Origin of the sequence: Altererythrobacter sp. C41, from assembly GCF_016803135.1 — a bacterium.
GTDB lineage: Bacteria > Pseudomonadota > Alphaproteobacteria > Sphingomonadales > Sphingomonadaceae > Pelagerythrobacter.
Genome location: NZ_JAEVFE010000001.1, coordinates 418,089 through 431,216, shown reverse-complemented (window position 1 = coordinate 431,216; position 13,128 = coordinate 418,089). Strand labels below are relative to the sequence as shown.

The following is a 13,128-nucleotide window of genomic DNA, read 5'->3' as shown; positions in this document are numbered from 1 at the left end:
TGCGCGGGGACGACGAAGTGAAGGGCGGCACACAAACATGCCCGATGCCCCGATCACACCCGGCAAGCGCCGGATCGAGATCGATCCCGATCTGATCGATGCGCCTCCGCGCGCGCCGTTCGTCGAGCTGGGGCTGGTCTCCAATTTCAGCTTTCTGCGGGGTGCTTCGGATGCTCCCGATCTCGTGGGGGCCGCGCGCGAGCTGGGCTATGACGCGATCGGGATTGCCGACGCGAATACGATGGCCGGCGTCGTGCGCATTCATACGAATGCCAAAGCAGCGAAATTACGGCCGGTTATTGGCTGCAGGATAGAAACTGTGGAAGGTCTTTCCTTCCTTGCCTATCCCCAGGACCGCGCGGCCTATGGCCGGCTGTGCCGGCTGATCTCGGCCGGACGCATGAACACGCTCGACGGCAAGTGGCAGGACAAGGGCGTGTGCGACATCTCGCTCGCCATGCTGGCCGACCATGCGGAAGGGGTGCAGTTGCTCCTGCTGCCGCCGGACGATCTGGCGAAGCCGCTCACGATCGCGGTGCCGAACAACGTCATCCCGTTCCGGGGTCCCGACTCACATGTGGCCGAAGATATCTCCGCATCTCTGCGCGAAATAACAGGAGGTTTCACCGATATTCTGCCGCATCTTGTGAGCCAGCTCCCGACCTTGCGCCATCTGGCGGCATCTTACCTCTATGGCGGCGACGACATTGCGCGGATCGACCGGCTCGACGCGCTGGCAAGGGCGAACGGGCTTGCGCTGCTCGCTACCAACGATGTGCATTACCATGCTCCCGACCGACGGCCTCTGCAGGATGTCATGACGGCAATCCGTCACAAGACGACGGTGGCGGAGGCCGGGCACCTGCTGTTCGGTAACGCAGAGCGACACCTCAAGTCGCCCGGCGAAATGGTCAAGCTGTTCGCGCGCTGGCCCCACGCCATCGCAGCGGCGCGCGAGGTGGCGGATGCCTGCGACTTCGATCTGAAGGAACTGCAGTACGAGTATCCGGAGGAGATCTATCCCGACGGCATGACGCCGCAGCAATACCTTGAAAAGTCGACTTGGGAAGGGGCGCAGGGGTATTACCCAAAGGGCGTTCCCGACAGTGTGAAGAAAGCGCTCGATCACGAGCTGGCGCTGATCGAAAAGCTCAAGCTCGCCCGCTACTTCCTGACCATCAAGGATATCGTCGATTACGCGCGAACGCGGGAGCCGCCGATCTTGTGCCAGGGGCGCGGATCGGCGGCCAATTCGGCGGTCTGCTATTGCCTCGGGATCACTGCGGTCGATCCTGCAAAGCATCAATTGCTTTTCGAGCGTTTCATTTCGGACGAACGGAACGAACCGCCCGACATCGACGTCGATTTCGAGCACGAGCGGCGTGAGGAGGTGATCCAGCACATCTACGAGAAGTACGGCCGCCACCGCGCAGGCCTGTGCGCGACGGTGATCCATTACCGCCCGCGCATGGCGATCCGCGAGGTCGGCAAGGCGATGGGTCTGTCCGAAGACGTGACGTCGGCTCTAGCCCGCACCGTCTGGGGCGGACATGGCCGCAAGATCGACGAGAACCACGTCATGCAGGAAACGGGTCTGGACCTTTCCGACCCGCACTTGAGACGGGTTCTGAAGTTGACCGAACAGATGATCGGCATGCCGCGGCATCTCAGTCAGCATGTCGGCGGTTTCATTCTGACCCAGGGCCCGCTGATCGAGACGGTGCCGATCGGCAACGGGGCCATGGCCGATCGCACTTTCATCGAATGGGACAAGGACGACATCGACGATCTCGGCATCCTCAAGGTCGACGTGCTCGCGCTCGGCATGCTGACTTGTATCAGGAAGTGCTTCGATCTCGTTGAAAAACATTGTGGAAGATCATTGAAGCTTACCACGGTGCCACCCGATGAAGAGGCTGTTTATGACATGCTGTGCAAGGGCGATTCCATCGGCGTCTTCCAGGTGGAGAGCCGTGCGCAGATGAACATGCTGCCCCGGTTGCGCCCGCGCTGCCTCTACGATCTCGTCGTTCAGGTGGCGATCGTGCGGCCCGGGCCGATTCAGGGCGATATGGTCCATCCCTACCTGAAGCGGCGGAAGGAACGGCGCGAGGGGAAGAAGACCTTCGAACTACCAGGGCCAGCGAACGGCCCCGCAGACGAACTCTCGTCCATCTTGGAGCGGACGCTCGGCGTGCCGATCTTCCAGGAGCAGGCAATGAAGATCGCGATCGACGCGGCCGAGTTCACCGCGGTCGAAGCGAACCAGTTGCGCAAGGCCATGGCGACGTTCCGCAACCGCGGGACCGTCGACGAACTGGAAGAGCGGATGGTCGGCAGGATGATCGAGCGCGGCTACGATCCCGAGTTCGCCGAACGCTGCTTCAACCAGATCAAGGGATTCGGCGAATACGGCTTTCCCGAAAGCCATGCCGCGAGCTTCGCGCATCTGGTTTACGTCTCGAGCTGGCTGAAATGGTATTGTCCCGCGGTCTTCGCTTGCGGGCTGCTCAATTCGCAGCCGATGGGGTTCTACGCCCCCGCGCAGATCGTGCGCGACGCGCAGGAGCACGGCGTCACCGTGCTGCCGATCGACGTCAATGCGTCTGACTGGGACTGCACGCTGGAGAGCTGCGCGGACCAGCCTCCCGACAAGGACCGCTTGGACAGGCATGTCGCGCTGCGCCTGGGGCTGCGACAGGTCGATGGATTGCCCGAGCATGTCGCCGCAAAGCTTGTCGGCGAACGGGCTGTGAACGGCCCCTATCGCGACGTCGCCGATCTGCGCGATCGGGCGAAAGTGCCCGTGGGCCATATCGAACGGCTCGCCAGCGCCGATTGCTTCGGCTCGCTCGGGCTGTCGCGGCGGCAGGCGCTGTGGGACGCGCGCAGTCTGGTGGCGGCGCCCGACCTGCCGCTGTTTCGCTACGCCGAGGAGCGCGACGAGGGGGCGGAGAAGAGCGTCACCCGTCTGCCGCGGATGCCGCTGAGCGAGGAAGTGGTCACCGACTACCAGACGACGCGGCTCAGCCTGAAGGCGCATCCCATGTCCTTCCTGCGCGCCGAGCTCAGCGCGCGTGGCTTCGTGCGCGCCTGCGATCTGCGCACGCGCAAGTATCGCTCGATCGTCAATGTCGCGGGCGTGGTGCTGATCCGTCAGCGGCCGGGCTCGGCCAAGGGCGTGTGCTTCATCACGCTGGAAGATGAGACCGGCGTGGTCAATCTCGTCGTCTGGCCCGACTTGATGGAACGGCAGAGAACCGTCGTGATGGGCGCGCGTTTGATGGAAGTGCGCGGGCGGGTGGAATACGACGGTGAGGTGATCCATGTCATCGCGAACCACATGACCGACGCGACCCACCAGCTTCGCAAGCTGTCGGACGACACGCCGGGCGCGCCGACCGAGGACGATTACCGCCACAGGCACCCGCGCAACGTGCGGATCATTCCCAAGTCGCGGGATTTCCATTGAGCCGCGACCGCTGGCGCATATCCCGCCGCATCGGGCACTTCCGCGCCGATCGGCGCGCGGTCTGGCTGCTGATCGTCGCCGGCCTGCTGCTCGCCGCGCGCGGGTGGCTGGCCGATCATCCGCAGCACGACCCCTGGGCACCGCTCGACCTCAACGATCCGCCGGGCTGGGCGACGCAGAGCAAGCTGCTCGCGCTCAAGGACGATCCGGCCGAGTGCCGCGCCGTGCTCGAGCGCAGCGGCGTCGAATTCCGCGCGCTCGATCCGCAGGGCGAAGGGGCATGTCGGCGCGAGGACCGCACGGTGCTCGCCGCGCTGCCGCTCTCGCCCGACGTGCCGCCGACGACCTGCCCGGTGGGCATCGGCCTGGAACTATGGCTGCGTGACGTCGTGCAGCCGGCCGCGACCGAGCGCTTCGGAGCGGAAGTGGCGCGGATCGAGCATTTCGGCGCCTTCAGTTGCCGTCGTCTCTACGGTCGGGACGAGGGGCGCTGGAGCGAGCACGCGACCGGCAACGCGATCGATATCGCGGCTTTCGTGCTTGCCGACGGGCAGCGGATCGCGGTGCTCGGCGACTGGACGGGCGCGGACGAGGAGGCGGTGTTCCTGCGCGAGGTGCGCGATGGCGCCTGCCCGCTGTTCGCCACTGTGCTTTCGCCGGATTACAACGCGGCGCACGCCGACCATTTCCACTTCGACCAGTCCGGCCGCTACATGGGCGTCTGCCGCTAGTCGAACTCCGCTCAGACAGCCTCGAAGGCGTACCCGGCCGAGCGCACCGTGCGGATCGGGTCGGGTGCACCGGCCAGTTCGATCGCCTTGCGCAGCCGCCGGATATGCACGTCGACCGTGCGCAGCTCGATGTCGCTGCCGGTGCCCCACACGCCGTCGAGAAGCTGGTTGCGACTGAACACGCGACCCGGGCTTTCCATGAAGAACTTGAGCAGACGGTATTCGGTCGGGCCCATCTGCAGGTTCTGCCCCCGGCGGGCGACCTTGTGCGCGACCGGGTCGAGCTTGATGTCACCTACTTCGATCGTCTCGCCGGCCAGGGCCGGGCGGATGCGGCGGAGGACGGCGGCGACGCGCGCCAGCAGCTCGCGGGGCGAGAAGGGCTTGGTCACGTAGTCGTCGGCGCCGGTCTCGAGGCCGCGAATGCGGTCGTCCTCCGCCTCGCGCGCGGTGAGCATGATGATCGGCACGTGCGCGGTCGCCTTGTCGCGGCGCAGGCGACGGCAGACCTCGATGCCGCTGGTTCCCTCGATCATCCAGTCGAGGATGACGAGGTCGGGCACCTCCTCGGCGGCGAGCACCAGGGCTTCGTCGCCGTCGGCGGTGGCGCGGACGCGGTAGCCCTCGTTGGCGAACCGGTACTCGAGCAGTTCCGAAAGGGCGGGGTCGTCTTCGACGAGAAGGAGCGTTGCGGCTGTCATGACGAATTCAAGACACCGCGATTATTTCACTTTGACGACACGCGTGTCATGAATCGTCGTCGGCGGGATAAGTCCCGGTCGCCGCGTAGTGCACCATTTCCGCCACATTGGTCGCGTGGTCGCCGATCCGCTCGATGTTGCGGGCGACGAAGAGGAGCTGGGCGGCGGTCGAAATGGTCGAAGGGTTCTCGACCATATGGCTGACGAGATTGCGGAAAATCGAATTATAGAAATTATCGACCTTCTGGTCGGCCGCGATCACTTCACGCGCCAGCACGGGATCGCGCGCGCCGTAGGCGGTGAGCACGTCGTGCACCATTTCGGCGGCGAGCTCGCCCATGGCGGGAATCAATGTCAGCGGATCGAAGTGCCGGCGGTCGGCGATTTCACGGCTCGCCTTGGCGATCGCCTTCGAATAGTCGCCGATCCGCTCGACCACACCGGCGATCTTCAGCGCCGCGATCACCTCGCGCAAGTCGTCGGCCATCGGGGCGCGCAGGGCGATCACACGCACGGCGAGCTTGTCGACCTCGGATTCGAGGGCGTCGATCTTCTTGTCGCCCTTGATGATCTGCTGGGCCAGGGCGTCGTCGCCCTTGACCAGAGCGTCCATCGCGTTCTGCACGGCCACTTCGGCCAGACCGCCCATCTCCGCGATCAGGCCGCGGAGCCGGGTAATGTCCTCGTCGAACGCCTTGACTGTATGCTCGGTCATCAGCCGTACCTGCCCGTAATGTAATCCTTCGTCCGCTCCTCGAGCGGATTGGTGAATATGTCAGAAGTCCGGCCGTATTCCACCATCTTTCCGAGGTGGAAGAACGCCGTGCGCTGGCTGACGCGTGCGGCCTGCTGCATCGAGTGGGTGACGATGACGATGGCGTAGCGCCCGTTGAGCTCGTCGATCAGTTCCTCGATCTTGGCGGTCGCGATCGGGTCGAGCGCAGAGCATGGCTCGTCCATCAGGATCACCTCGGGATCGACGGCGATCGCCCGCGCGATGCACAGGCGCTGCTGCTGGCCGCCCGATAGTGCGGTTCCGCTATCTTCGAGCCGATCCTTCACCTCGTTCCACAGCCCCGCGCGCTGGAGTGAGGTTTCCACGATCGCGTCGAGTTCCTGCTTGCCTTCGGCCAGGCCGTGAATGCGCGGGCCGTAGGCGATGTTCTCGTAGATCGACTTGGGGAAGGGGTTCGGCTTCTGAAACACCATGCCCACGCGCGCACGAAGCTGCACGACGTCCATCTTGGAGCGGTAGATGTCCTCCCCGTCGAGCAGGATCTCGCCATCCACGCGGGCGGAGGGGATCGTGTCGTTCATGCGGTTGAGCGTGCGCAGGAAGGTCGACTTGCCGCAGCCCGACGGACCGATGAAGGCGGTGACGTATTTCGTCGGGATTTCGATCGAGACATTGTCGATCGCCATCTTGTCGCCGTAGAACACGGAGACGTCCCGCGCGTTCATCTTCGCTTCGGTGTCGTCCAGATTGGGATGGATTACGGTCACCACTTTTTCTCGAACTTGTTGCGCAGGTAGATGGCGAGGCCGTTCATCACGAGGAGGAACAGCAGGAGCACGATGATCGCTGCCGAGGTCCGCTCGACGAATCCGCGGTCGATCTCATCCGACCATAGGAAGATCTGGACCGGCAGGACAGTCGCCGGTGAAGTAAACCCGTCCGGCGGCGAAGCGACGAAGGCGCGCATGCCGATCATCAGCAACGGCGCGGTCTCGCCGAGAGCGCGGGCCATGCCGATGATCGTGCCGGTGAGAATACCGGGGAGGGCGAGGGGGAGCACGTGGTGGAACACCACCTGCACGGGCGACGCGCCGATCGCGAGCGCACCGTCGCGGATCGAAGGCGGCACGGCCTTGATCGCGTTGCGCCCGGAAATGACGATCACCGGCATCGTCATCAGTGCCAGCGTCATGCCGCCGATCAGCGGCGCCGACCGCATGCTGGGGAAGATCCACAGGAACACCGCGAGGCCGAGGAGGCCGAAGATGATCGAGGGCACGGCGGCCAGATTGTTGATCGACACCTCGATCAGGTCGGTCCAGCGGTTCTTCGGCGCGTATTCCTCGAGATAGAGCGCGGCGAGGACGCCGATCGGGAAGGCGAGCGCGAGTGTGACGATCATCGTCAGGATCGAGCCCTTGAGCGCGCCCCATATCCCGACCTGCTGCGGATCGGTGGCATCGGCGCGGGTCAGGAAACCGACGTCGAACGCGGTTCCCAGCTTGCCTTGCTCCACGAGCTGCGCAGCCAGGGCCTGGGTCTCGTCGGAACCTTCGCCGTTGAGTGCCGCCGCCAGATTGGGGCTCGCGGGAAGGTCGAAGGTGACCGTGGTATTCAGCAGCGAGGGATCGTCGATGATCGCCTGGCCGACCTCGCGCCAGGCACCGCTGCCGAGTTGCGCGGCGCCTTGCGGGCCAAGCTCCTGCTCGGCGAAGAATTCCACCACTGAGGGCAGGTCCTGCGCCTCGAGGTTCTGCATGCCCCCCGGCTGCGACAGCACCGCCGGATCGCCGGCAATTCCGGCTTCCTTGAAGTCGATCGGCACCGTCAGCTCGGCGCGCTGGAAGCCGCCGATGCCGTTCAGCGTCATCGTCACCAGCAGGAAGGCCAGCACGGCGATCGAGAACATGATCGCGGCGATCCCCGCCAGCTTGAAGCGGCGCTCTGAAGCGTAGCGCTTCTTCAGCCGCTCCTCGAAGGCGGGGGTGCGCGTCGGGGGGATGCGCTCATTCATAGGCTTCACGGAACCTCTTCACGACGCGCAGGGCGATGAAGTTGAGGCCAAGCGTGACCAGGAACAGCACGAAGCCGAGCGCAAAGGCGCTCAGCGTCGCCGGATGGTCGAAGCTGCCTTCGCCGGTCAGCATGGCGACGATCTGCACGGTCACGGTGGTCATCGCCTCCAGCGGATTGGCGCTGAGATTGGCGGCGGTCGATGCGGCCATGACGACGATCATCGTCTCGCCGATCGCGCGGCTGATGGCGAGCATGACACCCGCGACGATACCGGGCAGCGCCGCGGGCACGAGAACGCGGCGGATGGTTTCCGAAGTCGTCGCACCCATCGCGAGGCTGCCGTCGCGCATCGCCTGCGGAACGGCGGCGATCGAATCGTCCGCCATCGAGGAGACGAACGGAATGATCATCACGCCCATTACCAGCCCCGCTGCCAGCGCGCTCTCGCTCGACGGGTTGGACATGCCGGCGGCAAGCGCCAGGTCGCGGATCGCAGGGGCGACTGTCAGCGCCGCGAAATAGCCGTAGACGACGGTCGGGACGCCGGCGAGGATCTCCAGTGCCGGCTTGACCCATGCGCGCACGCTGGGGCGGGCATACTGGGTCAGATAGATCGCGCTCATCAGACCGAGCGGGATGGCGACGATCATGGCGATGATCGCGCCGATGTAGATCGTGCCCCAGAACAGCGGGATCGCGCCGTAGCGGCTCGGATCGGGATTGTCCGCGCTCGACATCGGGTCCGGGCCCCAGTGCGTCCCGAACAGGAAGTCGATCGGATTGACCATTCCGAAGAACCGGATCGTCTCGAACACCAGGCTGGCGAAGATCCCCAGCGTCGTCAGGATCGCGACGAGCGAGGCGAGCAGCAGGATGACCATGATGGTCCGTTCCACGCGGGTGCGGGCGGCGAAGTCGGGCTTGATGCGCAGGAAGGCCCATACGCCGCCGAGGAAGCCGAGGATCAGCGTCACGACGATCCCGATGGCCTGGTAGCGCCCGATCGCTTCCCGATAAGGCTCGATCAGAGCGCGCGCCTCGGCATTGAATACGCCCGGCGCCGTTCCCATCGCCACTGCGCGCGCTTCGGCCAGCATCGATTCGCGCTTGAAGCCGAACGCCGGAAGATCGGCGGCCGCCGGGGAGGCGAGGACGTGCTGGCTGACGAGGTGCGGGCCGACGACGCTCCACAAGGCAATGAAGAGCACCATGGGAACCACGATCCACAGCGCCACGTACCATCCGTGATAGCTGGGGAGGGCTGCCATCGCGCTCGCGCCGCTTGTCCGGCGGAAGGCCCATGCGCGCGACCGTGCGGCGAGCCATCCGGCTAGCCCCAGTCCCAGCGCCAGAAGAAGAAGAATGGTGAGAGACACGCCTGTTGCGACCTAGCTCGGGAGGGCTTCGAACGGACGCAAGCGCGCGGTCCACGAGCTTGCCACCGAGGCTTTGTTGAACTTTCGTGACAATTTCATGACACTTCCTCGGCAGTCTGGGCGACGGTCGGAATGCGCACGGTGATGGTCGTGCCTTGGCCAAGCTTGCTGGCGATGTCGAGGCGCCCGCGGTGTCGCTCCACAATGTGTTTCACGATGGCGAGGCCGAGCCCCGTCCCGCCCGAGGCGCGGCTACGGCCCGGATCGGTGCGATAGAACCTGCGGGTCAGGTGGGGGAGGTGCTCGGGCGCGATGCCTTCGCCGCGATCGGTGACCGTCAGTTCGGCATCGCCTTCGGGCAAGCGATGCAGGGTGACGGAGACCTTTTCCTCGGGCGCGCCGTACTTCAGCGCGTTGTCGACCAGGTTGCGGATGAGCTGTTCGATCTGACGCGCGTCGCCCCTGATTTCGATCTCGCCTTCGCAATCGAGGTCGAGGCGATCCTGCCGCTCGGCGCCGGCGGCATCGCGGGCGGCGCTTTCGACCAGCTCGCGCAAGGGAAGATGTTCCTGCGGCAGGTCGTGCTTCTCCGCCTCCACGCGCGAGAGCGACATGAGATCGTCGACGAGGTTCTTCAGGCGCCGCGCTTCGCCGAGCACGGTGTCGAGAAACTTGGCCCGGGTTTCGGGGGGGGCCTTGCCGGCGTCCTCCCGCAGCGTCTCGACGTAACCGATGATCGAGGAAAGCGGCGTCCGCAGTTCGTGGCTGGCGTTGGCGACGAAATCGGTGTGCGCGCGGCTGATGTCGGCTTCCGCCGTCTGGTTGAGCAGCTCGATCACGCCGAGCTCCTCGCCGAGCCGCTGATAGTTGAGGATCCAGATGTCGCGCCGGCGGACGAGCCCCTGCACGGTCGCCTGCCCGCTCGCGTCCCGCTCGAGCAGGGCGACGGCCTCGGGATGGCGGAAGGCGACCCGGATGTCCTGCCCCAGGATATGCGCGCCGAGGAGATTGCGGGCGGAGCGGTTGGCGATCGAGATCCGGCGGTTCTCGGTCACCAGGAGCGGCGTCCCGGCATGTTCGATGAACTGGCCCATGTCGTCGCGATTGAACGAACCGTTGGTCGCCGATTCGATGGGTGGTGGAGGAGATGCGACTGCGAGCCAGAGCGAGCCGGCCCAGACGAGAAGCACCGCCAGCGCGAGCCACAGGGGCGCTCCGGCGATTGCCATACCTACCGCCGTGATCACGGCCAGCACGAGCGCGGCGACGGGGTAGGTGCGATCCTGCTCCATAGCGCGCGGGGCCTTAGCCGCGGGAAACCGCTCCGGCTAGAAAATTGCGCCAATGTCCGGGTGGTAGTTGGAACATTGCCGTCCCTTTCACATGATCGCGGTTGCCCGGCCGTAGCCGAGCACCAGCGCGAGGATGAACAGTGCCGACCCGAGGCCGGCCGCGATGGTTCTGACGGTGTTCCAGATCGTCCATTCGCGCAGGAATCTCCGCCATAGGGCATCGCCGCTACCGGCGTCGGCCTCCGCGAGGCGACGGTTGAGCGGCACGTTAAAGGCGATCGTCACGCCGAAGCAGCCGACGATGTAGAGCAGGGAGCCGACAAGGACGAGCTGGCTCGCGAGGTTTTCGATCGAGAACAGCGACCATACCGCGAGGACGGCGGACAGCAGAGCTGTCCCGATGAACAGGATCATGAAGCTCGGCGTATAGACCGCCACGTTGATCGCGTTCATCGCGCCGCGGCCTTGCTCGTCCGGAACGCGGCCGAGCGCGGGCATGACGAAGGAGGAGAAGGCATAGAAGATGCCGGCGACGAGCGCAGCGGAAACGGCGCCCGCGAAAAGCATGACGGTGTAAACCGAGATCATAACCGACTCCCTCCCTGCGCGGGGAGAACTCAGCGCGAAACGGTAGGGGTCGCACGGGCGGCTGTCATCAACCGATCGGAACCGGTGTGCGCCCGCTGGCGCGGATTGCGTCGGCATCTGTCGCTTGAGCTGGTGACCCCTACGGGAATCGAACCCGTGTTTCAGCCGTGAGAGGGCCGCGTCCTGACCGCTAGACGAAGGGGCCATACCATGAAGAATGGCGCGCCACGGCGACATTTCGTCGGTGGTGACCCCTACGGGAATCGAACCCGTGTTTCAGCCGTGAAAGGGCCGCGTCCTAACCGCTAGACGAAGGGGCCGAACCGTCAGGTGCCGGTGGCGTGGCGGCGCACTTAGGGGTGCGGCGCGGCGCGGTCAACCCTGTGCGTTACGCGTTGATGTCAGTCGGCCCAGGCGGCGTCCTCGAGATGGAGCTCCGCCTGCGGCCGCGCGCGCCAGTCGTCGATCTTCGCGCGGCCGGCCAGCCACAGCCGCCGCCCCTTGGCGCCGTGGAGCAGCGACTGGCCGAGATCGCTTTCCGCCATGCGAAAGCCGATCGCCTTGAACGAGCGTCCGTCGTCGCCGCTGGCGATCACGCGGACGTGATCGGTTCCGACGAGATCGGCCTTGACCAGCCGCACCGGCCCGACTGCGAGCTTCGGTCCGGGCCACCCCACACCGAATGGCCCCGCGCGCTCGAGCGTTTCCACCAGCTCCGGCGTCAGCCCGCCAGGAGTGAGGGAAAGATCGAGCGACAGGACCTGCTCGGCACAAGCGCGCTGCACCGCACCCGCAAGGCGTTCATCGAGCCAGTCGGCAAGCGAATCGAGTTTGTCCGCATCCAGCGTGAGCCCCGCCGCCATCGCGTGTCCGCCGCCCGCGACCAGCAACCCCGATTCGCGCGCCGCGATGATGGCCGCGCCAAGGTCGACGCCGGAGATCGAACGGCCCGAGCCCTTGCCCTGGCCGGTCTCTCCATCGAGTGCGATCACGATCGCCGGCCTGCCTGCCTTTTCCTTGATTCGCCCGGCGACGATTCCGATCACGCCGGGATGCCAGCCCGAGCCGGCGAGCACGAGCACCGCGCGGTTGTGCTGCCGGGCAAGCTGCGCCTCTGCAGCCTCCTGTACCGCCATCTCGATCGCGCGCCGTTCTTCATTGAGCGCGGAAAGCTGCGCGGCGATCTCGCGCGCTTCGTCGGGATCTTCCGTGGTCAGCAGGCGAACGCCGAGCGTCGATTCGCCGACCCGGCCGCCCGCATTGATCCGCGGGCCAAGCGCAAAACCCAGATCACTGCACACCGGCGCGCGCGACAGCCGGCTCGCGTCGATCAGAGCGGACATGCCGACGTTCTGACGCTTCGCCATGACCTTCAGGCCTTGCGCCACGAAAGCCCGGTTGAGGCCGTGCAGGGCCGCGACGTCGGCCACGGTGCCGAGCGCGACCAGATCGAGCAGGGCGCGCAGATCGGGTTCCGGCCGCGCCGCGAAATACCCGCGCTCGCGCAAGGTGCGCACCACGGCGATCGCCAGCAGGAACGCGACGCCCACCGCTGCCAGATGACCGTGCCGCGCGCCCAGATCGCTTTCGTCGAGCCGGTTCGGATTGACCAGCGCCGCGGCCCTGGGAAGCTCGGTGGCGCATTTGTGGTGGTCGACCACGATCACGTCGACGCCCGCGTCGTGCGCCATGCTCAGCGCCTCGTGCGCCATCGCCCCGCAATCGACCGTGACGATCAGACTCGACCCTCCCTCCGCCAGCCTGACCAATGCCTCCCCGCTGGGCCCATAGCCCTCGAGCAAGCGGTCGGGAATATAGTGCCCGGCGTCATGCCCGAGCATGCGCAGCAGGCGGATCAGCAGTGCTGAACTGGTCGCGCCGTCCACGTCGTAGTCGCCGTAGATCGTGATCGTTTCGCCGCCGAGCACCGCCTGGGCGATGCGTTCTGCGGCCGCATCCATGTCGCGGAAGGCAGATGGATCGGGAAGGAACTCCCGCAGAGTAGGCGTCCGGTGCCGGTCCAGCTCCTCCCGGGCGACGCCGCGCGACAGCAGAAGCTGTGCGACGATATCGTCCTCGAGCGAGGCGGCGCCGTTTGCCAGCGCCATGTTCCCTCCGCGCCAGCGCCAGGCCTTGCCAGAGAGCGAACGTTCGATGCCGAACACGCAGGAAAGCGATTGCGACCCCATGGGCGGCATCTACCGCAGCGCTGCTGC

10 protein-coding genes and 2 tRNA genes are annotated in these 13,128 nt (G+C 65.8%); 2 read left to right on the top strand and 10 right to left on the bottom strand.

Annotation, left to right across the window (positions count from 1 at the left end; genetic code table 11):
• Window positions 1–37: 37 nt before the first annotated feature.
• Window positions 38–3,472 (top strand): error-prone DNA polymerase, encoded by a 3,435-nt coding sequence (locus JNO53_RS02015; RefSeq protein WP_203107139.1) that lies wholly within the window; start codon window positions 38–40, stop codon window positions 3,470–3,472.
• Entirely contained in the window at window positions 3,469–4,203 is a 735-nt protein-coding gene (locus JNO53_RS02010; protein WP_203107138.1) for an extensin-like domain-containing protein, read from the top strand. Before JNO53_RS02015 ends, JNO53_RS02010 begins: the two co-directional genes overlap by 4 nt.
• An 11-nt stretch (window positions 4,204–4,214) precedes the next feature.
• Here the strand turns inward: JNO53_RS02010 and phoB are convergent, their stop codons facing one another.
• The 10 genes from phoB to recJ form a co-directional block, all read right to left on the bottom strand.
• Window positions 4,215–4,904 (bottom strand): phosphate regulon transcriptional regulator PhoB, encoded by a 690-nt coding sequence (phoB, locus tag JNO53_RS02005; RefSeq protein WP_203107137.1) that lies wholly within the window; start codon window positions 4,902–4,904, stop codon window positions 4,215–4,217.
• A 46-nt stretch (window positions 4,905–4,950) separates the two neighbouring features.
• Window positions 4,951–5,619, bottom strand: a complete 669-nt coding sequence (gene phoU / locus JNO53_RS02000) for a phosphate signaling complex protein PhoU (protein ID WP_203107136.1) — start codon at window positions 5,617–5,619, stop codon at window positions 4,951–4,953.
• Complete coding sequence (gene pstB, locus JNO53_RS01995) at window positions 5,619–6,365, bottom strand: phosphate ABC transporter ATP-binding protein PstB (RefSeq protein WP_238401598.1); 747 nt, start codon at window positions 6,363–6,365, stop codon at window positions 5,619–5,621. Before pstB ends, phoU begins: the two co-directional genes overlap by 1 nt.
• Window positions 6,366–6,403: 38 nt before the next feature.
• The gene (gene pstA / locus JNO53_RS01990; RefSeq protein WP_203107830.1) at window positions 6,404–7,654 is read right to left on the bottom strand and encodes a phosphate ABC transporter permease PstA; all 1,251 of its coding nucleotides are present in this window, start codon (window positions 7,652–7,654) and stop codon (window positions 6,404–6,406) included.
• Entirely contained in the window at window positions 7,647–9,032 is a 1,386-nt protein-coding gene (gene pstC, locus JNO53_RS01985; RefSeq protein WP_203107134.1) for a phosphate ABC transporter permease subunit PstC, read from the bottom strand. Before pstC ends, pstA begins: the two co-directional genes overlap by 8 nt.
• A 95-nt stretch (window positions 9,033–9,127) precedes the next feature.
• Window positions 9,128–10,324, bottom strand: a complete 1,197-nt coding sequence (locus JNO53_RS01980) for an ATP-binding protein (RefSeq protein WP_203107133.1) — start codon at window positions 10,322–10,324, stop codon at window positions 9,128–9,130.
• Between the two features lie 87 nt (window positions 10,325–10,411).
• Window positions 10,412–10,912 carry an anthrone oxygenase family protein gene (locus JNO53_RS01975; protein ID WP_203107132.1) on the bottom strand — a complete coding sequence of 167 codons (501 nt, stop codon included), beginning with the start codon at window positions 10,910–10,912 and terminating at the stop codon, window positions 10,412–10,414.
• 130 nt (window positions 10,913–11,042) lie between these two features.
• A tRNA-Glu gene (locus tag JNO53_RS01970) sits at window positions 11,043–11,117 on the bottom strand.
• Window positions 11,118–11,157: 40 nt separating this feature from the next.
• Window positions 11,158–11,232: transfer RNA gene (locus JNO53_RS01965), tRNA-Glu, on the bottom strand.
• Between the two features lie 81 nt (window positions 11,233–11,313).
• Window positions 11,314–13,101: a single-stranded-DNA-specific exonuclease RecJ gene (gene recJ / locus JNO53_RS01960; protein ID WP_203107131.1), complete on the bottom strand. Its 1,788-nt coding sequence runs from the start codon at window positions 13,099–13,101 to the stop codon at window positions 11,314–11,316.
• Window positions 13,102–13,128 lie beyond the last annotated feature (27 nt).

Excerpts from the sequence above, each read along its gene's own strand:
- JNO53_RS02015 (WP_203107139.1), top strand. The coding sequence starts at position 38 with ATGCCCGATGCCCCGATCACACCCGGCAAGCGCCGGATCGAGATCGAT.
- phoB (WP_203107137.1), bottom strand. The coding sequence starts at position 4,904 with ATGACAGCCGCAACGCTCCTTCTCGTCGAAGACGACCCCGCCCTTTCG.
- phoU (WP_203107136.1), bottom strand. The coding sequence starts at position 5,619 with ATGACCGAGCATACAGTCAAGGCGTTCGACGAGGACATTACCCGGCTC.
- pstB (WP_238401598.1), bottom strand. The coding sequence starts at position 6,365 with ATGAACGCGCGGGACGTCTCCGTGTTCTACGGCGACAAGATGGCGATC.
- pstA (WP_203107830.1), bottom strand. The coding sequence starts at position 7,654 with ATGAATGAGCGCATCCCCCCGACGCGCACCCCCGCCTTCGAGGAGCGG.
- JNO53_RS01980 (WP_203107133.1), bottom strand. The coding sequence starts at position 10,324 with ATGGAGCAGGATCGCACCTACCCCGTCGCCGCGCTCGTGCTGGCCGTG.
- JNO53_RS01975 (WP_203107132.1), bottom strand. The coding sequence starts at position 10,912 with ATGATCTCGGTTTACACCGTCATGCTTTTCGCGGGCGCCGTTTCCGCT.
- recJ (WP_203107131.1), bottom strand. The coding sequence starts at position 13,101 with ATGGGGTCGCAATCGCTTTCCTGCGTGTTCGGCATCGAACGTTCGCTC.